General features: G+C 34.4%; 18 protein-coding genes. 9 read left to right on the forward strand and 9 right to left on the reverse strand.

The genetic code is table 11. The features are described from left to right. Positions 1–158: 158 nt before the first annotated feature. Complete coding sequence (locus tag MST30_RS10125) at positions 159–4223, forward strand: T9SS type A sorting domain-containing protein (protein WP_243471291.1); 4065 nt, start codon at positions 159–161, stop codon at positions 4221–4223. A gap of 104 nt (positions 4224–4327) precedes the next feature. Continuing rightward, the gene (locus tag MST30_RS10130) at positions 4328–5125 is read left to right on the forward strand and encodes a DUF6503 family protein (RefSeq protein ID WP_243471292.1); all 798 of its coding nucleotides are present in this window, start codon (positions 4328–4330) and stop codon (positions 5123–5125) included. 49 nt (positions 5126–5174) lie between these two features. On the opposite strand, the gene MST30_RS10135 is transcribed toward MST30_RS10130, so the two are convergent. The 3 genes from MST30_RS10135 to MST30_RS10145 form a co-directional block, all read right to left on the reverse strand. Next, the gene (locus MST30_RS10135) at positions 5175–6488 is read right to left on the reverse strand and encodes an amidohydrolase family protein (RefSeq protein WP_243471293.1); all 1314 of its coding nucleotides are present in this window, start codon (positions 6486–6488) and stop codon (positions 5175–5177) included. An 11-nt stretch (positions 6489–6499) separates the two neighbouring features. Beyond that, positions 6500–9487, reverse strand: a complete 2988-nt coding sequence (locus MST30_RS10140) for an amidohydrolase family protein (protein WP_243471294.1) — start codon at positions 9485–9487, stop codon at positions 6500–6502. 76 nt (positions 9488–9563) lie between these two features. Then, positions 9564–10631 (reverse strand): DUF3810 domain-containing protein, encoded by a 1068-nt coding sequence (locus MST30_RS10145; RefSeq protein ID WP_243471295.1) that lies wholly within the window; start codon positions 10629–10631, stop codon positions 9564–9566. 153 nt (positions 10632–10784) lie between these two features. Here MST30_RS10145 and MST30_RS10150 point away from each other — a divergent pair, with 153 nt between their 5' ends. Beyond that, positions 10785–12251 (forward strand): aminoacyl-histidine dipeptidase, encoded by a 1467-nt coding sequence (locus tag MST30_RS10150; protein WP_243471296.1) that lies wholly within the window; start codon positions 10785–10787, stop codon positions 12249–12251. 123 nt (positions 12252–12374) lie between these two features. Here MST30_RS10150 and MST30_RS10155 read toward each other — a convergent pair whose 3' ends face one another. The 3 genes from MST30_RS10155 to MST30_RS10165 are packed head-to-tail and all read right to left on the reverse strand — an operon-like array spanning position 12375 to position 15074. Continuing rightward, on the reverse strand, positions 12375–13532 hold the full coding sequence (locus tag MST30_RS10155; protein ID WP_243471297.1) for a peptidylprolyl isomerase: 1158 nt from the start codon (positions 13530–13532) through the stop codon (positions 12375–12377). Then, positions 13525–14058: a gliding motility-associated peptidyl-prolyl isomerase GldI gene (gene gldI, locus MST30_RS10160; RefSeq protein WP_243471298.1), complete on the reverse strand. Its 534-nt coding sequence runs from the start codon at positions 14056–14058 to the stop codon at positions 13525–13527. The genes MST30_RS10155 and gldI overlap by 8 nt, the downstream gene beginning before the upstream one ends. Continuing rightward, on the reverse strand, positions 14058–15074 hold the full coding sequence (locus MST30_RS10165; RefSeq protein WP_243471299.1) for a DHH family phosphoesterase: 1017 nt from the start codon (positions 15072–15074) through the stop codon (positions 14058–14060). The genes gldI and MST30_RS10165 overlap by 1 nt, the downstream gene beginning before the upstream one ends. A 436-nt stretch (positions 15075–15510) precedes the next feature. On the opposite strand from MST30_RS10165, the gene MST30_RS10170 reads away from it, so the two are divergent. Next, positions 15511–15930, forward strand: a complete 420-nt coding sequence (locus MST30_RS10170; protein WP_243471300.1) for a nucleoside-diphosphate kinase — start codon at positions 15511–15513, stop codon at positions 15928–15930. Between the two features lie 136 nt (positions 15931–16066). On the opposite strand, the gene MST30_RS10175 is transcribed toward MST30_RS10170, so the two are convergent. The 3 genes from MST30_RS10175 to MST30_RS10185 all read right to left on the reverse strand — a co-directional run bounded on the left by MST30_RS10175 (position 16067) and on the right by MST30_RS10185 (position 19486). Further along, the gene (locus MST30_RS10175; RefSeq protein WP_243471301.1) at positions 16067–16834 is read right to left on the reverse strand and encodes a hypothetical protein; all 768 of its coding nucleotides are present in this window, start codon (positions 16832–16834) and stop codon (positions 16067–16069) included. Positions 16835–16992: 158 nt separating this feature from the next. Next, a complete protein-coding gene (locus MST30_RS10180) occupies positions 16993–18798 on the reverse strand; it encodes a serine hydrolase (protein WP_243471302.1) in 1806 nt (601 codons plus the stop codon). A 76-nt stretch (positions 18799–18874) separates the two neighbouring features. Continuing rightward, entirely contained in the window at positions 18875–19486 is a 612-nt protein-coding gene (locus MST30_RS10185) for a hypothetical protein (RefSeq protein ID WP_243471303.1), read from the reverse strand. A gap of 219 nt (positions 19487–19705) precedes the next feature. Between MST30_RS10185 and MST30_RS10190 the strand changes: the two genes are divergently transcribed. The 5 genes from MST30_RS10190 to MST30_RS10210 are packed head-to-tail and all read left to right on the forward strand — an operon-like array spanning position 19706 to position 22730. After that, positions 19706–20341, forward strand: a complete 636-nt coding sequence (locus MST30_RS10190) for a tetratricopeptide repeat protein (protein ID WP_243471304.1) — start codon at positions 19706–19708, stop codon at positions 20339–20341. 15 nt (positions 20342–20356) lie between these two features. After that, positions 20357–21709: a histidine kinase gene (locus MST30_RS10195; protein ID WP_243471305.1), complete on the forward strand. Its 1353-nt coding sequence runs from the start codon at positions 20357–20359 to the stop codon at positions 21707–21709. Positions 21710–21720: 11 nt separating this feature from the next. Then, positions 21721–22026, forward strand: a complete 306-nt coding sequence (locus MST30_RS10200) for a 2TM domain-containing protein (protein WP_243471306.1) — start codon at positions 21721–21723, stop codon at positions 22024–22026. Between the two features lie 12 nt (positions 22027–22038). After that, the gene (locus MST30_RS10205; protein ID WP_243471307.1) at positions 22039–22383 is read left to right on the forward strand and encodes a 2TM domain-containing protein; all 345 of its coding nucleotides are present in this window, start codon (positions 22039–22041) and stop codon (positions 22381–22383) included. 23 nt (positions 22384–22406) lie between these two features. Beyond that, a complete protein-coding gene (locus MST30_RS10210; RefSeq protein ID WP_243471308.1) occupies positions 22407–22730 on the forward strand; it encodes a 2TM domain-containing protein in 324 nt (107 codons plus the stop codon). Positions 22731–22756 lie beyond the last annotated feature (26 nt).

Below are 22756 nucleotides of genomic sequence, written 5' to 3' on the forward strand. Positions count from 1 at the left end.
AGTACACTTTAATTATAAAGGTTTTCTGGGTTGTGAAAATTTGACTACACTATGTGTAGGAATTTTTGATGTTTATCTGTTTTATAACTGTAAGTCTAATTAGTTATCTTATATTGAGGTGCTTAAAATTAGCAGCTAAAACTATTAACCAATCATTTATGAAAAAAACATTACTCTTAATTGTTATTTCCCTTTTCTTTTCCTTTAAAACATACAGCCAAATTGGTATAGGTCAACCAATTGATTTAATAATGTGCGATAATAATTTCGATGGCATTGCAACTTTTGATCTTACTGTTAATGATGCAATTGTTTTAGGCAGTCAAAATCCTGCAGATTTTATTATAACGTATCATGAAACTTTACTTGATGCCAATAATGGAACCAATGCTATTGCTGTGTCTACAACATATACAAATGTCTCAAATCCCCAAACATTATACATTAGAGTAGAAGAATTGGCTACAGGTAATTATGAAACAACTAGTTTTCAATTAATGGTGGAAGCCAACCTACTACCAAACTTTCCGAATGTTTATGAAATTTGCAATGGCTCATCAGTTGTTGTAGATACTGGTTTAGAAGGGCAGCCGTTTGAAATTACTTGGTATCAAGATGGTTTTTATTTACAAGATGAAACAAATCCTTCCTTAGTGGTTAATCAGCCAGGTGTTTATGGCGTTTTGGTATATGCTTTATCAGGTAATTGTGAATATTATGAATCTTTTGAGGTTATAGAAACTCAATACGACAGTCTTTCAAACCCATCATCGCAAGAAATCTGTGACGAAGATGGTGATGGTTTTGCCACTTTTGATTTACAGACCACAATAGATGAAATACAAGCTAATATTCAGAATCCTTTAGCTACTGTAACATTTCATTCTTCTTTAGCAGATGCAGACATGGGAGTTAATGAGTTTGGTTCAATTTTCACCAATTATGTGCCTTACAATCAAACCGTGTTTGTAAGAGTAGCTTCGTCTACTGGTAGTTGTTATGGTGTGGTTACATTAGATCTAGTGGTAGAAGTAGGTTGCTTGCCATTAAACTCTGTGACCTTGTATGGATGTTCTACCGATCCTAATGGTATTACTACCTTCGATTTAACATCTTTAAATTCTGAAATTGTTAACGGAGATAATGAAGCTAATTATCAATATTCCTATTACGTTTCAGAAACGAATGCTATTGCTCAGGTAAATGAAATTGCAAGTCCAACAAATTATACAAATACGAGCAATCCTCAAACCATCTATGTAAGAGTAGAAGCTAATGTGAGTGGTAACAACAGTATCACAACGATGACATTAAATGTGTTAGAAAGCCCTGAAGTTATTTCAGATACCACTTATACGATTTGTGATGGACAAGAAATAGTATTGAATCCATCTCCAAATTCAAATGGTAATTGGATTTTTAATTGGAGTACATTTGAAAATACACCAGAAATTGTTGTAAGTGAAGCCGGAATTTATACCGTAGAAGTACAATCTTCTGAAGAAAGTTGTTTGGAAATTGTAACTTTTGAAGTATTAACTACCGACCCTCCAACAATAGTAGAAGTAGCAACGGATTTAACGAGTTGCGAGCCTAATGCTGTTTTTGATTTAACTTCTAATTTATCTGAAATTTTGAACGGTTTAGATGAGACGCAATTCACAGTTTCATATTTCAATGACATTGCTTCGGTATATTCTAATAGCAATGTTATAACGTCACCTGCAACTTATACCTTACAATCTACTATAGAGACCATTTATGTAAGAGTTCAAAATATAGCTAATGAATGTTTTTCAATTGCTAGTTTTAATATATCAACAGACGCATCATGTCCTTTAGTATTTAGTTGTAACGAAGGACCAATTACCAATAGTTTTTGTTATGAAAATAATAATCAAATGCAGTATACTTACGAAAGTGCTGACGGTATTCCGTTACAGGTTCTTTTCTTAGAAGGAAGAGTAGAAGGTGCTTTTGACGAATTAATTATTTTAGATTCTGATGGTGTTACCAATCTAAACCCAACAGCAACAACGTATGGTAATGGTGGTGATCTGTCAGGTTTGTTATTTACGTCTACTGGTAGTAGTATTACAATTTTTGTGCAATCAGATAGTACTGTTTCTTGTCAGTCTCAAAACTACACATCCATCAGTTATGAGGTATACTGTGTAGATCCTAATGCATTACCTAGTTGTTTAGAAGCGCTTTCGGGATTTTCAGATGGAGCAACAGATGTTAATGAGAACATTGATATTAGTTGGAGTCCAGCTATTGGTGTCGTTTTAGGTTATACAATTTCAGTAGGTCTTACTCCAGGCGGAACAGAGGTTCTTGATAATGTAGATGTAGGTAATGTATTAGAATATGAATTAGAAACCCTAGAATTTGAAACCACATATTATGTAACTGTTTTACCATATAATACAAACGGTACAGCCGAAAACTGTAATGAATATAGTTTTACAACGAGAGCAAACCCATACCAAACATTAGTTTGTGAGGATGGTCCGGTAAATATAACCCATTGTTATAGTAATGATGATACCACAGAGTTTGGTTTCCAAAGTTCGGATGGACAGCCATTAACTATTGTTTTTAATGCTGGTTCTACTGAGGTTAATTATGATCCTGTACAAATCATAGATTCTGATGGAACAGTTTTAAACCCAAACCTTGAGTACGGTAATAGTGGAGATTTTACAGGGTTAACTTATACATCTACAGGAGATAACCTAACCGTTAGATTCGATTCTGATTTTAGTATTAGTTGTGGTGAAGGTAGTGCTTGCTGTACGGCTCCGTTCGATTTTGATGTGTTTTGTGCTTCAACAGTTGGGTATATTCAGGTTAATGCGTTTGTAGATGCTAATACAAATGGAGTTTTAGATGCAGGAGAAAACGGATTTACAAATGGTTATTTTACGTACGAACTTAATGGTGATGGTATCGTAAACTCAGTAAATTCATCAACCGGAAGTTTCCAAATCATCAGTTATAATGATACCGATTCTTATGATATTGATTTAAACTTTTATGATGAGTCAGCCGAGTGTTTTGATGTTGCAACTTCGAGTTTTACCAATATTTCAGTTGTTGCAGGTGAAACCGTAACGATTAATTTTCCTGTTGTTGAAGCTCAGGGTTGCGAAGATCTTGCTGTGTATATAATCAATAGTTGGTCACCACCAAGACCTGGATTTACCTATAATAACTATCTGTATCTTGAGAATATGGGCTTCACTAGCATTGCTTCCGGAACGGTTGAGTTTACATTAGATTCTCAACTTTTATTGAACAGTACTTTTAACGTAAATCCGGCTTATACTATTACAAACACAGCTAACGGTTTTACAGTAGATTTTGTAAATCTACAACCTGGTGAAGTTGAATTTATAGGGATTTCTATTACATGTCCTGTTGGTGTAGCACTAGATGATGTTGTTACCAATACAACAACGTATCTAACAGATAATAACGATTTAGTAGCAGATAATAATTATTCGTCCTGGTCTGAAGTGGTTATTGGGTCCTACGATCCTAATGATAAAATGGAAGCTCATGGATCAGAAATAGTTTACGACGATTTTGTAGTGTCGGATGAGTGGTTGTACTATACAATTCGTTTTCAGAATTTAGGAACAGCACCAGCCGAACTTGTAAGAATTGAAGATGCCTTAAATGCCCAGTTAGACGAATCAACATTTCAGATGCTTCGCTCTAGTCACGATTATGTTGTAACCAGAACTGGTAAAGATCTAGAATGGTATTTTGATAATATTAATTTACCAGCTGAACAAGATGATGCAGATGGCAGTATAGGGTTTGTGTACTTTAGGATAAAACCACAATCTGGTTATGCAGTTGGTGATATTATACCAAACACGGCAGCAATTTATTTTGATTATAACGCACCAGTTATAACCAACCGTTTTGATTCTATGTTTATAGAACCATTATCTATAAATGATTTTGATAATGTTGAGGTTCGTGTTTATCCAAATCCAGCAAAAGATATGGTTACAGTAACATTAAGTCAAAATATATTGAATACTACAGAAGTATCTTTAGTAGACATTCAAGGTAAGACGATTAATATTCCAAGAAAAGAATTTAATGGTACTGTTGAATTAGATGTATCTTCTCTAAATGCAGGTTTATATTTTATTCAATTAAGAAGTGGGAATAACATTATTATTGAAAAACTGATTGTTGAATAAAGATTACAACATAATATGTTTCAAAAGCTTCAGATTATTTCTGAAGCTTTTTTGTAATGTACAGATTTGAGCTTCGTCCAATTGACCAACTAATAAATCTAACCATGAAAAAAGCAATTTCCCTTTTACTTATAATCGTACTGTTTTCAGCTTGTAAAAACAAAAATCAAACAGAGTCTACTGTTGTAAATGAGGTTAAAAAAGAAGACATAATAACAAGTATTTACCCAGAATCAATTACTAAAGTGTTTAATGCACATGGCGGAATAGATACTTGGAATACCATGAAGTTACTTTCCTTTACCATGGAAAAACCAAACGGAAAAGAAGTAACTATTTTAAATCTAAAAACAAGAGCTGAAGTTATTGAAACACCAGATTATAAAATGGGTTACGATGGTACTACACAATGGGTTCTAGAAAAGGACAATAAACCATACAAAGGCAACGCCAAATTTTATAAAGGTCTTATGTTTTATTTTTATGCAATGCCTTTTGTTTTAGGAGATGATGGTATTATGTATGAAGATATTGAACCACTTACTTTTGAGGATAAAGCATATCCAGGAATTTTAATTTCTTACGAATCTGGAGTTGGTGAGTCACCAGATGACCAGTATAAAATTTACTATGATAAAGCCACTGGAGAAATGGCATGGTTAGGATATACAGTGACTTTTGGTAAGGATGAAAAGAGTAAAGACTTTCACTTTATTCGCTATAACAATTGGCAAACCGTTAATGGTTTAAAATTGCCTGAGTCTATAGATTGGTATAAGTACGAAAATAGCCTGCCAACTGAAAAACGAACTACAGTTATGTTTACTGATGTTTTATTATCTAAAAAAGCACCAGAGGACTCTATTTTTAAAATACCAGAAGGTGCTAAAACTATAAAGTAGTTTTGATTATATATTAAAAAAGCGAGCTGAATAGCTCGCTTTTTAGTTTCTAGTTTTCCTGATTTTTATACTTTTCAGAATAACGTTTCCAAAGCTTTGTTTGATGTGTTTCTAAACTAACGTTTCTGCCATCAATAAACGCATGTGTCAACTTATTGGTTCGCATATCTAAAGCATCACCTTCGCTAATAAAAAGTGTTGCACTTTTGCCAACTTCTAAGCTTCCGTACATATCGTCAATTCCCATTATTTTGGCTGCATTTAATGTTATTAATTGAAGCGCTTCCTCTTTAGTTAATCCGTGAGCTACTGTAGTGCCAGCATAGAAAGGTAGATTTCTAGAATTCATACGCTCCATATCTCCACTAGTTTCAAGAGACACCAAAACACCAGCATCAACTAGTTGTTGAGCTTGTTTGAAGTTGTAGTCATAGTCATGGTCTTCTAATTCTGGTAATGAGTGTACACGTCGTAACATTACAGAGATATTATTTTGCTTTAAAACATCTGCAACTTCAATGGCTTGGTAGCCTCCTACAATAGTTACTTTGCTAATACCTTGTGCTTTTGCAAAGTTAACAGCGTCTGTGATGCTTTTGGCATCATCTGCATTGATGTATAAATGCTGACTACCATTAAACAGACCAGACATAGCATCATAAGGTAAGTGCTTTGTTGCTTTGTTGCCATTATTGTAGGCTTTAGCTTCACTAAAGTAATCTGTAAGCTCTTTTACTTGTTTGTCGTAATTTTTGTTTGGCTTAAGCCCAGGATCTTCACCTAGCCACCAACGACCACGACTAAAACTACTTGGCCAGTTAATGTGTATACCATCGTCTGTTTTTATAGATGCATCTTCCCAGTTCCATGCATCGTATTGTACAATAGATGAGGTTCCTGTAATACGTCCTCCACGAGGCACTACTTGGCCTAGTAATACACCATTAGGTCGCATAGATTCTACAACTTTAGACTCTGCGTTATAAGCAATGATACTACGAACATTAGGGTTAAAAGTACCCATTTCAGAAAGGTCATCAGATGCTTTAACAGCATCAACTTCAACCAATCCTAAGGTTCCGTTAGAAACTATAAAACCTGGATAAACGTGTTTGCCTTTGGCGTCAATGATATCCATGGCTTGTCTGGTCAGTGGAGTAGAAGCCTCAGGACCAATCGTTGTTATTTTACCATTACTTACCACGATGATACTGTTTTCAATAACGTCTCCATTACCAATGTGTGCAGTAGCACCAACAATAGCAAAATCCTTGGTTTGCTTTGGTGCAGGTGTTTGCTGTGCAAAACTTAAAGTAACACACAGCATTAAAAGAACAATATTTATATGTTTTAATGTTTTCATCTTGTTAAATTTTAATGATTATGTGCTGTATGCTCTCCATCCATAGAATCGCAATGCAATAATTCTTTTTCTTTCTTCTGGATAGGCTGTGTTTTTAACCCTTTGTTTTTCTCTTGAAGCATACTGTTAATAAGCTCACTTTTTTCTTTTTGAATGGCTTTTCGCATTTGTTTATCGCGCTCCAAATCAAAATAAGTTACACCTTCAATAATTGTTTTTTCTGCTTTTGCATATACTGAAAGCGGATGATCTGACCATAAAACGATATCAGCATCTTTACCAACTTTAAGGCTACCAACTCTGTCATCTAAATGAAGTAGTTTCGCCGGATTCAACGTCACAAATTTTAATGCATCCTCTTCGCTAACATTACCATATTTTACAGATTTCGCAGCTTCTTGATTTAAACGACGAGACATCTCTGCATCATCGCTGTTTATTGCAGTAGTAACACCAACGCTGTGCATTATAGCAGCATTATATGGAATAGCATCATTAACTTCATATTTATATGCCCACCAATCACTAAAGGTTGAGCCACCAACACCATGTTCTTTCATTTTGTCAGCAACTTTATAACCCTCAAGAATGTGGGTGAATGTGTTAATATTAAAGTTGAATTGCTCTGCAACTTTCATCAACATATTTATTTCACTTTGTACGTAAGAGTGACAAGAAATGAAGCGCTCTTTATTAAGAATTTCAGCTAAAGTTTCCATTTCGGCATCTTTACGGTATGGTTTGCCACTTTTTTTAGCGTCATCATAAGCTTTTGCTCTTGTAAAATAATCTACAAATACTTGCTCAACTCCCATACGAGATTGAGGAAAACGCTCATTTCTACTCATTCGAGATTGTTTTACATTTTCACCCAAAGCAAATTTTATAAATTTCGGAGAGTTGTCATAAATCAGGTCTTCAGCAGATTCTCCCCATTTTAATTTAATAATCGCAGAGCGACCACCAATAGGATTTGCCGAACCATGTAAAATCTGAATCGATGTGACTCCACCAGCAAGATTTCGATAAATGTTAATGTCCTCATCATCTATAACATCTTCTATAGTAACTTCAGCAGAAGAGTTTTGTCCACCTTCATTAATAGAAGCTGCAGCAATATGTGAGTGCTCGTCTATGATTCCAGCAGTGATGTGTTTTCCGGTAGCATCAATAACTGTAGCGTTTTTGTCTGAAAGGTTTTTACCGATTTTAGAAATCTTACCGTTTTTAATAAGTAAATCGGTATTTTCTAAAACACCATCATTTTCGTTGGTCCAAACCGTTGCATTTTTGAATAATAAGGTTTCAGACTTTGGTTGTTCTGTAAATCCGAATGCCAGATTAGGATAGGTAATAGGACTCATATTTTCGTTTGAAGCCTCTGAGTCTTTCTTATCCTTTTTCTTAGAGTCGTCTTGCTCGTTTGAACTAGCCTTACTCGCAAAAAATGACAATTCGTTACCATTAGGTAGAATAGCTTTGCCATTGAGACCTTTGCTATTTGCAGCATTGGCTACAACTCTAATAAATTCACTTTTAGTACTATCTGAAGTTTTAAAGGTTAGGTTAACCCAATCATTTGAGTAGTTCAATTTAGAGCCTAATTGATGGTCACCACTTTCAAGTTTTGCATTAGGTTTTGAAGTGCTGCCAGAAATTGATAGTTTGTAATCTTCACCTGCTAATTTAAACGTATAATCACCATCAATATCTTTGGTACTCATATCTTCAATAACATGCGCTTCACCTTGTACCCAATTTTCGTAAAGTTTTGTGTTTTTATCAAATATATCTCCTGAAGTAATTAAAAAATTGGCATAGCTACCAGCTTTCAATGTTCCTAAAACATCAGATTTTCCTAATAACGAAGCAGGAACTGTAGTTAACGCTTCAAGTGCCTTTTGCTTAGAAAGTCCACTTTCAATGGCTTTTAATAAATTAGATTTAAACGATTTTTTAGATTTTAAACCATGTGTTGTTAAAGCGAAGTTGATACCATTCTCAGCCAATAATCTTGGGTTATGTGGCTCTTGATTCCAAGCACGCATATCACTTAATGATAATGTTGAAGCTAAGTGTGCATTTTCCACATCGTAAGCCAATCTAAAATCAATTGGGAGAATAATTGTAGCATTAGTTTGCTTCACTTCGTTAATACGTTCGTATTCGTCACCACCACCAACAATGGTGTATTGCACGTTAGATTCATCACCAACTTTATCGGCTCTTAAAAGGTTAGCTCTACTACCAGCTTCAAAAATTTGTAATAATGACGTATTGTTATTCAATGCTTCTAATGATAAGTCTTTAGTGTCTACATTACCTCCTGCATACCATTTGGCATCGTTGTACATCTGCCTCAATAAAGCCATACTTCCCATAATTGAAGAAGGATAGGATTGACGTGATTTTACACTCTTACTAAATGAAAAATGTTGACTAGTCTCACCATCAATAATTCTAATTGCATTATCAGCATCATTGTTTAAGGCAATAAGTGCTCCAGTTCCTCTTACAATGCCATCTGGCATATGTGTATTAACAACACCAAAACCCAGCTGATGTAGTTCTGAAGCCGATTTTGAATCGTAGTTAAAGCTATCCATTACATCCTGCTCTGGCATAACATGATCGTTCCAATAAAAGCCACTTCGGCTAGCGCCATATCTTGGACCGTTGCCACCACGTTCAGGATTTTTAACACCAAAAGACGTATAAATATCTATAAATGATGGGTAAATAGTTTTTCCTGAAACATCAATGGTTGTAGTGTTTTTCGGAATGTTTACTGAAGTGCCTACGTTTACAACTTTACCGTCTTTAATTAATAAAGTGGCATTGTTTAAAACCTCTGTTGGAGAAACGTAAATTGTAGCATTTGTAAGCGCAGTGTAATTAGTGTTTTTAGATTTTACACCAGTATTACTAGGAAAGTAATCTTGTGCAAATAGCGAAAAACTGCACATAAAAATGAGCAGCCGTAAAAATACTTTTGTCATAAAATGGTTAGTTAATTTGAATTCTAAAGATAGCGATTAAAGGCTATTGAAAAATTGAATTAAGATTTTTTAACGTTTAAAGCGACTTATTTTCGAAGTAGTTTACCAATAAAGCTACAACATAACTGTAGCTTTTCATACCGTCAGTTTGATTATTTGCTTTAAGAAAATTATCAAAGGTTTTTTCAAAAACAGGTTCAATTGGGGTTTCGTAAGATTTCCAAAAGTCTTGAACTTCTTGGTAATTCATTAAAATACCTTTGTTTACTGTAGCAAGAATTTCATAATACAAATCTTTGTCGCGTTTAAAAATTTCAACCAAACAGTAACGCAATCCAAAAGTATACCCAGAATATTTAAAATGAAGGTCTTTATTATGAATAGCGGCTAAGCAACCAATAAAATTAGCTTCATTTTCTGCTGCATAACCCAATTGATGCGCAACCTCGTGGCATGATGTGGTTGGGAATTTGTAGGTTGGAATTAATCCGTCTACCTGCCCTTCATTGGTAAAAGGATTCAAATATCCTGAAAATCCCATATAAGTTAATGGTGTGCTGTAAATGGACTTTTTAATACTTACAGGATTATAATCTAAATGAGGATAGGTTTCAGACAATGTTTTATAGCTGTCTTTTACCTTATCAAAAACTTCAGATTTGGTAAAAGGCATGTCTACTTTTGTAGAGTCATTTATGGCTAATTGATTATGTAGATTATTCGATTTTTCAATCAATCGCTTTGTGAAACTAACCAACTGCTCTGTGGTGTATTCAGCCTCAAGATGTAATGACTTATAAAGCGGAAGTCTATAGTAGTTAAATGCCCAAAGCAGATGAAATGCAAAATACACTAATGATAAGGTTGCTAAAATGTCTAACAACCAATTTTTGGTGTCCTTATAAATACGTTTTCGGTTAATGATTAGCCATCGGATTATATAAATACCAGCTAAAGTATAAAACACATCACCTACTGAAAATGGCAACCAACCAAAGGCATAGCGCATTAATTTAGAGGTAAAAACATAAACTCCATTACTATAAAATTGCTCTACAAATTCTGGGAATCGCTTTAAGATTTGAATAGCAATAATCTGAACAATCAAGAAAAGCGCAATGATGAGTTTTTTGTTTTTCAGCATGAATCAAAAATAGGAAAAACTTGTCATTCCGCACTTGATGCGGAATCTATATTTGCAGAAGGTTGAATATCTATATGAGATCCTGAAACAAGTTCAGGATGACAAAAAATAGTGATGAGTATTTTGTAAGTTTGTCTCTTTAAAATAATGAATATGAGTCAAGATATAAGAAGCCTTGAGCCAAAGGCACTATGGAACAAATTTGCAGATCTTAATGCTGTGCCACGTCCTTCAAAAAAGGAAGAGCGTGTTATAAAATTCATGAAGGATTTTGGTGAGGGATTAGGTTTAGAAACCATAGAAGATGAGGTTGGTAACGTCATCATTAAAAAGCCTGCAACTGCAGGAATGGAAGACAGAAAAGCCATTGTTATGCAATCGCATTTAGATATGGTACATCAAAAAAATAACGATACCGTTTTCGACTTTGATACTCAAGGTATAGATATGTATGTAGATGGTGATTGGGTAAAGGCAAAAGGCACTACGCTTGGCGCAGATAACGGCCTTGGTGTGGCTACAATTATGGCCATTTTAGAAAGTGACAGCATTGCACATCCTGCTTTAGAAGCTTTGTTTACTATAGATGAAGAAACTGGGATGACAGGTGCCATGGGACTTAAAGGTGGTTTGCTTAATGGAGAAATACTACTGAATTTAGATACCGAAGAGGACGACGAAATTGGTGTTGGTTGTGCAGGTGGAGTTGATGTAACCGCTACACGCACTTATAACGAAGAGGAAACACCTGAGTTTAAAATTGGCTATACCATTGAAGTGAAAGGTTTACAAGGTGGTCATTCTGGTATGCAAATCCATGAGGGTTTAGGAAATGCCAATAAGTTAATGAACCGATTATTATTTGATGGTTTTGAAAACTATGGTCTACGTATTTCTGAAATTGATGGTGGTAGTTTACGTAATGCTATTCCAAGAGAAAGTAAAGCAATTGTAGCTATAGATGCTGTAAATGAGGCAACTTTTGAAGCAGAAATGAAAACTTTGGCTGATACCATTAAGCATGAATATAAAACCATGGAGCCAGACTTAGAAATTAAAATTTCTAAATCTGAAACACCAGAAAAAATCATGGATTTAGGTGTGCAAGAAGGATTAACAAGAGCTTTATATGCTGCCTTAAATGGTGTGTATAGAATGAGTCCGGATATTAAAGATTTGGTAGAAACCTCTAATAATATTGCCAGAGTAATTGTAAAAGAAGGTGAAATAAAAATAGGATGCTTAACACGTAGTTCTGTAGAAAGTTCTAAATGGGATTTAGCCAATACACTTCGTGCAACTTTTGAATTAACTGGTTGTGAGGTTGAATTCTCAGGAAGTTATCCTGGTTGGGCACCCAATATGGATTCTGCTATCTTAAAAGTAATGGTGCCAATTTACGAGCAACTTAATAATGGTGAAAAGCCTCATGTTGCAGCTTGCCATGCTGGTTTGGAATGTGGAATCTTAGGACAAAATTATCCAGACATGGATATGATTAGTTTTGGGCCAAACATTAAAGGTGCGCACTCGCCAGATGAGCGTGCTCAGATTTCATCAGCTCAGAAGTATTGGGAATTTGTTTTAGAGATTTTAAAAAACATTCCGAAGAAAGATTAAAATGTATTTGTCATGCTGAACTCCTGTCTGCCGACAGGAAGGTGTTTCAGCATCTCATCATGGTTTATATAAACAAAAAGGCAGCTATTTAGCTGCCTTTTTTATTGTTATTAAGTTGTTTACTTATTCAGCAATACTTGTAAGCTGAATATCAAACACTAAGTTTGTTTTTGGTGGTATTGGTCCGTTGCCATTTTCGCCGTAACCTAAATAATAAGGTATAAATACTCTGGCTTTGTCACCCACTTTCATGTTTAACATCGCTTCTCTAAAACCAGCTATCAAGCCAGCACTTTCATTATAAGGTTTAGAGAAGGGAACGTATTGTCCAGCTTTATCTTGTCGTTCATCGTACATGTTATTTTCTTGAGCAACTTCTTTCCAAGTTGTCCAAAAAAGTCTACCGTCTTCAAAATAACCTGCACAATCAATATTTACACGGTCAGAAGGCTTTGGTTTTTCACCATCGCTCTCATGCGTAAAAATCATTGCCATTCCTGTAGGAGAATCTATACGACGACCATCTAAAGCCTCATTTTTCTTTAACCAATCTTCTTTAGCTTTCTTAGCTAATTCTTCAGCTTTTTTCTTTGCTTCAGCTATTTGTTGTTCTCGCTTCTCAATAATTTTAGGCATTTCTTCTTCAAATACCTTTGGCGCATCAAAGAACTTAGCATCTTTCCCTTTTCTGATGATATTAACTTGTGTAATAACAACATCTTCAACAGGCTTGTGGTTTCTCGCTTGAGGGTTAATTACCTTTACGTTTGAAATAGAATCATGTACATCCATTCCTTTAATAACTTGTCCGAAAACCGCATGTCTATTATCTAAACTAGGCCATTCTTTTTCCATGATAAAAAACTGACTTCCGTTAGAATCTCTACCAGAATTTGCCATGGATAAAACACCAGGCTTATCGTGCTTTAAATCTGGATGAAACTCATCTGGAAATTTATAACCAGGATCTCCCATTCCTGATGCAGTTGGGTCACCACCTTGTATCATAAAATTATTTACAACACGGTGAAACGTAAGACTGTCATAGTAACGTTTTCCTTTATATTCATCTTTTACCATTGGGTGGTTACCTTCTGCTAAAGCCACAAAATTTGCTACAGTTACAGGTGCTTTATCATAATAAAGTTCTGCTAGCATTGTGCCCTTGTTGGTAACAAATTCTGCATAAAGTCCGTCTTCTAAATCAGGATACTTCTCTTGGCAAGAGATATTTGCCAATACAACTAATATAACTAACGTTGTAAGTGCTTTTTTAATCATTTTCTTGGGTTATAGTGTTTAAAGTTACTTCGCAAATTAACGGAACATTGGTTCCTATTCTGTTTTCGTCACCATAGTAGCCATAGGCTTTTTGTGATGGAAAAATAAACGTGACATTATCGCCTTGTGTCATTAATTTTAAACCTTCTCTAAGACCAGTAAAAAGCTCTTGCTTATCCATAACATAAGTTCTTTTTGCTGTGCTATAAATCTCATTTCCGCTGAGGTCAGAAACGTTGTATTCAAAATTTATGATGTCACCAAAATCAGGTTGAATAGTGTCTTTTTCGGCTTTGGTGTTGTAGTAGTACCAAAACCCACTTTCTGAAGCGATATAGTCTTTATCTGGATTATTCTTTATAATCGTTTGAATAATCTCATGCTCTTTTTCGTTAAGCTTTTTGTTACGTTCTGCCGATTCTTTAAGGAACGAACCAGACTGTACCGTTTCTGGCATTCTGGCTTCTGGAGATTTACAACCCACCAAAAGAAAAGCCGCAATTAGTATGTAGAGTAGGTGTTTCATTACTGGGACAATTCATTTTTATATTGCGGTAATATACTAATAAATTTCTCAACTGTAGCTTCTAAGCTATCTTCGCTACGTCCACCAGCAGCATTTGTGTGGCCACCTCCATTAAAATGTGCTCTCGAAAACTCATTTACAGAAAATGTTCCTTTACTGCGTAACGATATTTTTACGATATCTTCTTGATGGTTTTCTATAAAGATGGCAGCAAAGATGATATCCTTTAACGATAAGCCGTAATTAACAAAACCTTCGGTATCTCCTTTTTTAAATTTGAATTCATCCAACTCAGCTTGCGACAAGGTAATATAAGCTGTACGTAACTCTGGTATAACCTTTAAGTTTTGAAGCGCTCTACCTAAAAGCTGCAAACGACTATAGCTATTGGTATCATAGATGTTATTATGAATATCTGAATTCTTAGCACCACGCTTCATTAAGTCGCCTACCACTTGGTGTGTTCTGCTAGTGGTTGATGGAAAACGAAACGAGCCAGTATCTGTCATAATGCCTGTGTACAAACAGGTTGCAATAGCGCTATCTATTTTGTCTAAGTCATCTAGCATTTCAATGAAATTATAAACCATTTCGCAGGTAGAAGACATACTCACATCAGAGTAAGTAAATTTAGCATAATCATCGGGTTGCTGATGATGGTCTATCATAATTTTGGTTGCAGACGACTGTTCTAATGGTGTTTCCATATCACCAGTACGATGCAAGGCATTAAAGTCTAGGGTAAAAATAAGCTGCGCCTTGTTGATTAACGCTTCGCTTTGATCTTGATTGGACTCAAAGATTAAAACACTGTCATTTCCTGGTAACCACTTTAAAAAATCTGGGTAATCGTTTGGTGCAATAACCGTCACATGGTGATTATAAGCTTTTAAATAATGATAAAGACCTAAAGTAGAGCCTATGGCATCACCATCAGGGTTTTTATGTGGCACAATCACAATGTCTTGTGGTGTGCTGAGTAGTGTTTTTAGTTCTGAAATTTGTGTTTTAATCATAGGAAGCGAATTTACAATTTTTAGTGTTTTTGAAAACGTTTTTAATATGAAATTAAGAATCGTTCTTATTCCTGCCTGCTTGAGAATGATAGGTCTCGTCACTTCGAGTGATTTTATGGTTAATTGGTTCTCGATACTATTTGCTCGTACACTCACAAATCACTCGAACTGACGATAGAGGCTTCTTTTTATACTTTGCGTCACTTCGAGTGATTCCGAAGCATGAGAAACCTTTAGGTTCAGCGTAGCTAAACTGTATCGAGAAGTTTTGTTACCAAGCCTGTTCTCGATACTAATTTTATTCCTATCGTCATAAAATTCACTCGAACTGACGAAAGACTTTGTTAATTTATCATTAAACATTAACCTTTAATTATGGCATGGCTTGATAAATTAAAGAAATGCATTACTTTTGCACCCAATTAAAAAATTACACATGGCAACTAACAGAACATTTACAATGTTAAAGCCAGATGCTGTTGAAAAAGGACACATTGGCGCAATATTAGAAAAAATTACAGCTTCAGGATTTAGAATCGTAGCAATGAAGTTAACTCAAATGACTAAGGCAGATGCTGAGGAGTTTTATGGAATCCACAAAGAGCGTCCATTCTTTGGTGAATTAGTTGAGTACATGACACGTGGCCCAATCGTTGCAGCAATCTTAGAAAAAGACAACGCTGTTGAAGATTTTAGAACATTAATTGGTGCTACAAATCCTGCGGATGCTGCAGAAGGTACTATCCGTAAGTTATATGCAGCTTCTATTGGCGAAAACGCTGTACATGGTAGTGATAGTGATGACAACGCTGCTATAGAAGGTGCGTTTCACTTTGCTGGTAGAGAGATGTTCTAAGAACAGACACTTTATATAAAATTGAAAAGACCATCTGTAAGGATGGTCTTTTTTGTTTTGTGGTTTCAAAAGTGGGCGAGAAATTAAATTGAAAAAAGCTTAGAATTTAGCTTAGTTCATTGTTGTATGTAGTTTTTTAGAATGGAACTTCTGTAATTTTAAAGAATAGAATATAACCCGTATATAAAATTCCAATACATAGTATTATTGGATAAATAACATACATGATGAAATCGAAATTTCTCAATTCACCGGTTTTCTTCTTTTTTCTAATTCTTGCATAAGACAAAATAATTGTAGTAATTCCGATAAAGATAAAAATAGAAAATACAACAATCTTGGTTATTTTGCTTGAGTTTTCTATTCCATCTTCATTAATTTCTGCAGGAACGAACTCTACTAAATCAGTTTCTAAAATATTCCCTTTTAATTTTCCTGTTATGTTTTCTTCACCCACATAAAGAACTTGAAATTTTAGACCATGTTTTGGATCAAAATAATTCCAATCAAAATTATATATACTATCCTTACTTACCTCATAGGTAAATTTAGAAACCCCAGACTCAATCTCTTTTATGACCTTAAAATCAATAATTTTATTTATACCTTTTAATTCAATTGCAATTTGTTTTCTAACATCAGATTTATTAATTGTTAAATCGCCTGAATTCCAAATAGAAATGGTAGTTAAATATATGTTTTGATTAATTTTAGAACTATCTTTAGCAAAGATTTTTAGACTTGATTCACCTTCAATAGCTTCTTTGTCAAAAACTTTATAGGATGGTCCTAAGACGTTATAACTGATTTCCTTATCCTTTACAGTATTGAAATAAGATACAATCCCAATAGCTAATCCTATTAGTCCGACTATGAGACCAAAGAAATTAATTGTTTTTTGCATAGACACTATTATTTATTAATTATAGTTTTTAATTACATACAACAATCGAATATTCGTATTACGTATATCCACATTATATTTGCACCAGAAAGGTAACTATAATTTTCTTACTAAACTACAGTTACCTTTTTGTTTATCAGTAAATTATATTTTTAATCTTAATCCACTTTCTTCTTCGCTACAAACGTACCATTAGGTTGTATAAACTTTACTTGGTCTATGGTACCATCGGTTTCTACAAACTCTATTTTAAAACCTTCTAAGACCTTAAAATTAAACTTGTGCAATGCTGTTGGTATCAACTCATATTCGGGTTGTCCTGGCACAAATACATAGAGTACGTTTTCGTCTTTTATATACGCTTTAATTTCTGTACCCATTAAATCGTAAGTGCCAACATACTGCTCTAAGGTTTTGGCATCTACATCTAAAGTGTTTGGCGTACGCTTAAAGGCAATAGCATCTGTCATCTGTTCAATATCGGTTTTAAGATAATCTATATCGCCTGTAGTGTTTGTGGTAAAAGTTACTTTAATAGAATTGCCGATAGCTGTGGTGTCTGCTTTGCCTTCTTCATAATCTAAAACTTCAAAAGTGTCGTAATGAAAATGGTTAAGATATTGTTTGTGGCCATTAAACTCGGTAAACAAAGAATCATTTTCTACTACAATTTCAAACTTACCATAGCCTTTGTTTTCATAAAAACCTGTGTAATCTAATAAGGTATGCGATGGTCTGGTGCCTTTTACATTAGAAACACTAGTGTTCTCTTTTGCTTCTTCCTTTTTTTCGAGTGCTTTTTCAATAGCTTCTTTATGTTCTTTTGCCCATTCGGTCTTATTAACACCTAGCATATAATCTGCAGCGATGTTTCTAACAAGCCTTGGCACTGCAGAGCCATTTTGGTTGGTTAATACCACAATGCCTAAACTATCGGTTGGGTACAATGCTACACTTGCAGAAAAGCCATCGATATTACCACCATGCTCTACCATGTAGTGCCCTTTGTAAGAATGTAAAAACCATCCATAACCATAATTAGAAAACTGCACATCTGGCATTTCGTCTTTTGGCATGCCACCAGAGACTACCATTTTAGAGCTCATGGCTTCTTTTACATAAGCTTCTGGTATAATTTGGGTTTCACCATATTTACCTTTGTTGATCCAAGTCTTTAGCCATTGGCTCATATCATTAACACTGCTGTTAATACTACCTGCTGGAGACATACCTGCAATATCAAAGTAGTCCATCTTTTCAATGTTTCTATCGTCATCTAATCGGTAACCGAAGGCTGTGTTTGTACCGTTTTTCATACCATCAATCATGGTCTTAGAACGGTTCATGCCTAAGGGTTTAAAGAATTTGTCTTCAATATTTTTTTCCCAGCTTTCGCCTGTAATTCTTTCGGTAATAACACCTTGTAATAAAAACCCAAAATTGTTGTAATACCATTGTTGGCGTACACCAGTAAACGGTTCGTGATACTGTATACGAGCTACTAACGAGTCTTTACTATCCGAAGGGAAAAAATACCAAGAACCATCGTGTCTTGGCAAACCTGTACTATGGCGCATTAGGTCTTTTATAATGATGTTATTGTTCATCTCGTCATTATAAAATCGTAATTCTGGTACGTGTTTTATAGGACTGTCATCTAAGGATAATTTTCCGTCCTCTTGTAACATTCCGAGAAGCGCAGAGGTAAAGGCTTTTGTAGATGAGCCAATGGCAAACAAGGTATTGGCATCAGCAGGAATTTTATTTTCATAGTCTGCATAGCCAAAGCCTTTGGCATAAATAACTTTATCTCCTTCTACAATGGCAACTGCAAATCCAGGAGCTTTTGTAGATTCTAATACGGAATTGAACTGCTTTTCAATGCCCTTAAGGCGTTTGTCGGTTTGTGCTGAGACAAAAGATAGGAATGTGATTAGGGCAACGACGAGAAATCTGGTTTTCATTTTTTGATTGGTTTTGTTGTTAACTATTTAGTTAGTAGTAAAACTGCTCTCTAAGTTACTGAATTTTAAAGGGAATTTATTTTTTGTCTGATACTATGTTTTCAGGTTGTTTATCATTCAGAGCATCCCACTTTTTTTTAACGTCATCCCATTGTGTTGTAAGACTTAGTTTTCTGTATATTTCAAAGAAATTGTAGATAAAACCTGCTGTATAAATTAATGTAAAGATTAAGATTGTAAATTCCTTCTCTACATCACCTATATTGAAACAAATTATAATATTAAAAAATAGAATAAAAACTAAAATTATAGAGTTTAGGATATACAAGATTATGGATATAGTCTTTGTCTTACTATCTTCAGGGCTTTTCCTTAAATAACTTCCCCATTTACACCAAAACCCACCACTAATAAAAGAACTCTCAATTTCTTTTAGCCTTATACCGTATACAATTAAATGTCTTGTAATAGAAGACATGGTTTTTATAAGAGCCAATACTATAAATAAAAGGCAGGCTTCAAAAATAAACCTCTCATAAAACTCAGAGCTAATGATATGAGGAAAAAGAACACCGATTATGGTAAAACAAAAGCCTAAAATGGTTAATCTATAACCCATAAGGCTTCTCATGCTTGTAGAAAGTTCTTGATATTCTATAAGCAACATATTTTTAATTTCATCTGCCATAATAATATATGTTATTTATGATGACTTAATCTATTAATTATGGTTTAACTTGTTAGCTATCAAGTTATAAAAAGTATTTGACAGATAAACTTTTCTCCCATGAAATACAGAAAAATACATTTCATCTTCAAATTTCTACAATTCGGTAAATCTTCTTTTCAAAAGCTAGTGTTGCGAAGGATATTTGTACCGTAATCATAAAACATCAATCAAAACATCATGAACACGTTAGTAAAAATCGCAGTAATATTGGTTTTAAGTTTAATAGGACATCAGTCTACAGCACAAACCAATTTTGAAAAAGGAATGACCAAAGCTTTTGAACTTTGGGAATCAGGTAAATGGGATGAAGCCGAAAATATGTTTGAACGTATTTCGAAAGCGGAAGACAAAGAATGGCTACCAAACTACTACATTGCACAAATGAACAGCCTAAAAAGCTGGAATGAAAAAGACGAAACCGTTTTAAAAGCACAGTTAGACAAAGCGCAAGAGCATTTAGACATTGCAATGGCTAGAAGCGAAGACAATGCAGAATTGTTGGTAATGCAAGCCCAAGTATATACCAATTGGGTAGCTTACGATGGTGCAACTTATGGTATGAAGTATGCTGGCAAGGTTGCCGAACTGTATGCTAAAGCAGTGAAGTTAGACCCAACGAATCCGAGAGCAGCATTATGTAAGGCAGATTGGGGAATGGGAAGCGCTAAATATTTTGGTCAGGATACAGAACCATTCTGCAAAGAAATTGAAGCTTCAATAGAACTTTTTGATACCTTTAAGCCAGAGAGCGATTTTCATCCTAATTGGGGAAGAGAGCGTGCAGAGCAAGTATTAGCTGAGTGTAAAGAGTAAATTATTTTAATATTTATGTCAACGTCAATTAAAAATATTTTAACCACCTTTTTTATTGGATGTATAGTTTTCGTTATTGGATCTTACATGACTACAGGGTTTGATTTTAAAAATGTTAATCAGTTTTTAATCTACTTTGGCATATACCAGCTCTATACTTTTGTAATTAGCTATGTAAATACTCTGGTTTTTGAATATTTAAAGAAACGCAGCTACAAAACCTACGATAGTATCAAACGCTTTGTGATAGGCATATTTAGCAGCACAGTTGTAACGTTGATAACCATTTTTGTGCTTAGGGTATTAGTTGAAGTAATAATCTTTGGTGATACGCTAGACCACTTTTTGGAAACCGAAACCTGGTATGGCTATTCTTTTGGGTTGTGGATTACACTAACTATTGTAACAGTGTTTTATGTTATATACTTCTACAACCGTTTTCAGAAAAATAAAATAAAAGAACAAAAGGTTATTGCAGGTGCAGCCAGTGCCAAGTTTGATGCCTTAAAAAATCAGTTAGATCCACATTTTCTGTTTAATAGTCTTAATGTATTAACCAGTTTAATTGAAGAGAACCCAGATAGTGCACAGAAGTTTACAACAGCATTATCTAAAGTGTATCGCTATGTTTTAGAGCAAAAAAATAAAGAATTAGTAACAGTAGATGAGGAATTGAATTTTGCTCGAACATACATGTCGCTTTTAAAAATGCGATTTGAGGACAGCATCATTTTTGAAATACCAGACAAGGCTTCAAATCCTGAAAGTAAAGTTGTGCCATTATCGCTACAATTATTGTTAGAAAATGCTGTAAAACACAATATGGTAACCTCGAGTAAGCCATTGCATATAAAAATTTATGAAGACGGAAATCACTTAGTAGTGATGAATAATCTTCAGCCAAAACAAATTGTAAAGAAGAGTAGTGGTGTTGGTTTAGAAAACATAAAACAACGTTATCAGCTTCTTACAGAACGAAAAGTTTACATCAATCAAAGAGAGAAGGATTTTGCAGTTGCAATTCCGATGCTCACAAAACAAGTATCAATCATGAGAACAGCACAAAAATCAAAAGAGCGTCTTAATGACGACTATGTGAGAGCTCGCAAGCGTGTAGATGAGCTTAAAGCTTTCTACTATAGTTTAATATCGTATGTTTTTGTTATACCATTTTTAATCTTCATTTGGTATAAATATTCGCAACATACCATTCAATGGTTCTGGTTTCCGGTATTTGGATGGGGAATTAGTTTAGTGTTTCAAGCCTATCGCGTATATATAGATAACGGAGCCTTAGGGTCTAAGTGGGAACAACGCAAAATTGAAGAATACATGCGTGAAGAGGATGAAAAAGATCGTTGGAATTAAAATTGAAAGTTATGAAAGATCAGAATTTAAATTATATAAAAGCCAAACGTCGCGTTGAAAAAGAGAAAGGGTTTTACACACACCTTATAATATACTTTTTGGTAAACACAATACTTACGGTAGTAAAAGTTTGGGGAGATTTTAATAGCTGGGACAGTTTTGTTGATGAGTTTTTAACCATTGACGTATTAAGTTCCTGGACTGTTTGGGGAGTGTTTTTAATCTTACATTTTGTGTCCTATAAATTTGGTGCAAAATGGGAAGAACGCAAGATTGAAGAATACATGAAAAAGGAATTGTCTAACGATTCAAATTAAAAAATTAAAGAGATGGAAAAATATAGTTTAGAGCCTTATAAAGATAAAGACGAGGTGTCAGATTTTAGAAAAGAAGAAGCATATTTAAGAGCAAAGAAAAAGGTAGATTCATTAATAGGGTTTTACTGGCATTTTGCGGTGTATGTTGTTGTTAACGTGTTTTTAATATTGTTAATAGGACTTAACTCAGAGCAAGGTTTTAGAGGTTTTGGTCCTTATGCTACAGCCGTTTTTTGGGGCATAGGATTAGTGTTTCACTTTATAGGAGTCTTTGGGCCAGATTTCTTTTTTGGTAAAGACTGGGAAAAGCGAAAGATTCAAGAGTTTATGGATAAAGAAGATCGTAATTGGGAGTAATTACTAATTAAAGATAGAAGTTAATGGAATCTCATAATGCTAAAGAACAAAAATTACTAAGCGCTAAAAAGCGTGTAAGACAGTTAAAACTGTTTTACATTCACTTTGCTGGCTACTTAGTTGTTGTAGCACTGTTGTTGTACAATCTCTACATTGTTGAAGGTGCTTATAAGAATAATATTATCAGTCTCAACCTTTCAATTTTAGTTCTGTGGACCGTTGCTATTGTATTGCATGCATGGAAAGTTTTTAGAGAAAAAAAAGTTTTTAAAGAAAGCTGGGAAGACAAAAAGATAGCTTCTTATTTAGAGAAAGACGAGACGGAAGAAACCAAAATGTGGGAATAAAAACGAACTAATCAAAAAAAAATAAC

The organism is Winogradskyella sp. MH6, from assembly GCF_022810765.1.
Classification (GTDB): Bacteria; Bacteroidota; Bacteroidia; order Flavobacteriales; family Flavobacteriaceae; genus Winogradskyella.

Bases quoted from the DNA above. Each gene is read 5' to 3' on its own strand.
- MST30_RS10125 (WP_243471291.1), top strand. From the start codon at position 159: ATGAAAAAAACATTACTCTTAATTGTTATTTCCCTTTTCTTTTCCTTT.
- MST30_RS10130 (WP_243471292.1), top strand. From the start codon at position 4,328: ATGAAAAAAGCAATTTCCCTTTTACTTATAATCGTACTGTTTTCAGCT.
- MST30_RS10135 (WP_243471293.1), bottom strand. From the start codon at position 6,488: ATGAAAACATTAAAACATATAAATATTGTTCTTTTAATGCTGTGTGTT.
- MST30_RS10140 (WP_243471294.1), bottom strand. From the start codon at position 9,487: ATGACAAAAGTATTTTTACGGCTGCTCATTTTTATGTGCAGTTTTTCG.
- MST30_RS10145 (WP_243471295.1), bottom strand. From the start codon at position 10,631: ATGCTGAAAAACAAAAAACTCATCATTGCGCTTTTCTTGATTGTTCAG.
- MST30_RS10150 (WP_243471296.1), top strand. From the start codon at position 10,785: ATGAGTCAAGATATAAGAAGCCTTGAGCCAAAGGCACTATGGAACAAA.
- MST30_RS10155 (WP_243471297.1), bottom strand. From the start codon at position 13,532: ATGATTAAAAAAGCACTTACAACGTTAGTTATATTAGTTGTATTGGCA.
- gldI (WP_243471298.1), bottom strand. From the start codon at position 14,058: ATGAAACACCTACTCTACATACTAATTGCGGCTTTTCTTTTGGTGGGT.
- MST30_RS10165 (WP_243471299.1), bottom strand. From the start codon at position 15,074: ATGATTAAAACACAAATTTCAGAACTAAAAACACTACTCAGCACACCA.
- MST30_RS10170 (WP_243471300.1), top strand. From the start codon at position 15,511: ATGGCAACTAACAGAACATTTACAATGTTAAAGCCAGATGCTGTTGAA.
- MST30_RS10175 (WP_243471301.1), bottom strand. From the start codon at position 16,834: ATGCAAAAAACAATTAATTTCTTTGGTCTCATAGTCGGACTAATAGGA.
- MST30_RS10180 (WP_243471302.1), bottom strand. From the start codon at position 18,798: ATGAAAACCAGATTTCTCGTCGTTGCCCTAATCACATTCCTATCTTTT.
- MST30_RS10185 (WP_243471303.1), bottom strand. From the start codon at position 19,486: ATGGCAGATGAAATTAAAAATATGTTGCTTATAGAATATCAAGAACTT.
- MST30_RS10190 (WP_243471304.1), top strand. From the start codon at position 19,706: ATGAACACGTTAGTAAAAATCGCAGTAATATTGGTTTTAAGTTTAATA.
- MST30_RS10195 (WP_243471305.1), top strand. From the start codon at position 20,357: ATGTCAACGTCAATTAAAAATATTTTAACCACCTTTTTTATTGGATGT.
- MST30_RS10200 (WP_243471306.1), top strand. From the start codon at position 21,721: ATGAAAGATCAGAATTTAAATTATATAAAAGCCAAACGTCGCGTTGAA.
- MST30_RS10205 (WP_243471307.1), top strand. From the start codon at position 22,039: ATGGAAAAATATAGTTTAGAGCCTTATAAAGATAAAGACGAGGTGTCA.
- MST30_RS10210 (WP_243471308.1), top strand. From the start codon at position 22,407: ATGGAATCTCATAATGCTAAAGAACAAAAATTACTAAGCGCTAAAAAG.